We start from the raw sequence: 1,704 nt of genomic DNA, 5'->3' as shown, positions 1-1,704 counted from the left end.
CGGTGGCCGTCCGGCGGTTCGCCTCCCGGATGACGCACGAGTCCTCCCGGCTGGCGCGCCTCGTCCAGGAGATCATTGATCTGTCCCGGCTGCAGGGCGCGGACCCGAGGCCGGATCCCCGGCCGGTACAGGTGTCGGTGGTGCTGACCGAGGCGTTGGACCGCACCCGGCTGACCGCCTCGGCCCGCGAGATCATCGTCGCGGTGATCGGTGACAGCGACTTCGTGGTCAGCGGGGACGAGGGGCAGCTCGTCACCGCGCTGGCGAATCTTGTGGACAACGCGGTCAACTACTCCCCGCCGGGGACCCGGGTCGTCGTCGGTGTCCGGCGCTCCGGCGACACCGTGGAGCTCTCGGTTGCCGACGAGGGCATCGGGATCGCCGAGAAGGACCTGGAGCGGGTGTTCGAGCGCTTCTACCGGGCCGACCCGGCGCGGTCCCGTGCGACCGGCGGTACCGGCGGTACCGGGCTGGGCCTGGCGATTGTGAAGCACGTCGCGACGAACCACGGGGGAAGCGTGGGCGTGTGGAGTTCCGAGGGCGCCGGATCGACTTTCACGATCAGGTTGCCTCTGCTGCTGGCCGACGCCGACGTCGAGCGCGGATATGACAACGATGACGAAGGAGTGTGACGCGTGACCCGCCTGTTGGTCGTGGAGGACGAGGAGTCGTTCTCGGACGCGTTGTCGTTCATGCTGGAACGGGAGGGGTTCGACGTCGCGGTGGCCGCTGACGGGCCGACCGCGTTGGCCGAGTTCGAGCGGCACGGTGCCGATCTCGTGCTGCTGGACCTGATGCTGCCGGGCCTGTCCGGTACGGAGGTCTGCCGGGCTCTGCGTCAGCGGTCGACCGTTCCAGTGATCATGTTAACGGCTCGCGACAGCGAGATAGACAAGGTCGTCGGTCTGGAACTCGGTGCGGACGACTACGTGACCAAGCCGTTCTCCGCCCGTGAGCTGGTCGCCCGTATCCGCGCGGTGCTGCGTCGCCGCGGTGAGATCGAGGAACGCGTCACGGCGACGCTGGAGGCCGGTCCGGTGCGCATGGACGTCGAACGCCATGTCGTCACCGTCGACGGAACCTCCGTGCCGCTTCCCCTGAAGGAGTTCGAGCTGCTGGAGATGTTCCTGCGCAACGCCGGCCGGGTCCTCACCCGCGGCCAGCTGATCGACCGCGTCTGGGGGGCGGACTACGTCGGGGACACCAAGACGCTCGACGTCCACGTCAAGCGCCTGCGTACCAAGATCGAGGACGAGCCCGGCAGCCCGCGCCACCTGGTGACCGTCCGAGGTCTGGGATACAAGTTCGAGCCCTGATGCCCGTGGTCTGCTCAGCACCACAACTGTAATTTTTTCGCCACGATTATGATCTTTCGATCGATGTTCCGGCCTGACGCCGGCGATCACCGTATACCTTGATCGGGTGAAGGATCTGTCCGGCTGGGTCGCGGTGAGTGCCTGATCGCTGTCATAGTTGTTCGCCGGACGCCGGTGTTGACCTGTCGCAGCCGGCTTGATGCACGACCGACCGGGAGTGGATGCGTGAAGCTTGGCCGTGGGATGACAGCGACGCTCGTTTCCCGTTTTTTGTCTGATTTGACTGATTTTTACGGTTCGCTTGTTGTCGCGCGCGTGGACTGTTCGTGCGTCCGATGTCACTGAAGCCCGCCGTCGGGACTTCTGCTGTCGGGACCCCCGTCGGCGG

Annotated in this window: 2 protein-coding genes; both read left to right on the top strand. The window is 66.4% G+C overall.

Annotated elements, in window-relative coordinates; genetic code table 11:
• A partial coding sequence (locus tag DD1DGNOD_RS23615; RefSeq protein WP_206443384.1) for a sensor histidine kinase occupies positions 1-632 on the top strand: 632 nt, incomplete at its 5' end.
• A gap of 3 nt (positions 633-635) precedes the next feature.
• Positions 636-1,316 carry a response regulator transcription factor gene (locus tag DD1DGNOD_RS23610; RefSeq protein WP_131768604.1) on the top strand — a complete coding sequence of 227 codons (681 nt, stop codon included), beginning with the start codon at positions 636-638 and terminating at the stop codon, positions 1,314-1,316.
• Positions 1,317-1,704: the final 388 nt, after the last annotated feature.

The sequence above is a fragment of the Candidatus Protofrankia californiensis genome, assembly GCF_900634765.1.
Taxonomy (GTDB): Bacteria; Actinomycetota; Actinomycetes; order Frankiales; family Frankiaceae; genus Protofrankia; species Protofrankia californiensis.
This window is presented reverse-complemented; position numbering and strand designations above follow the sequence as displayed.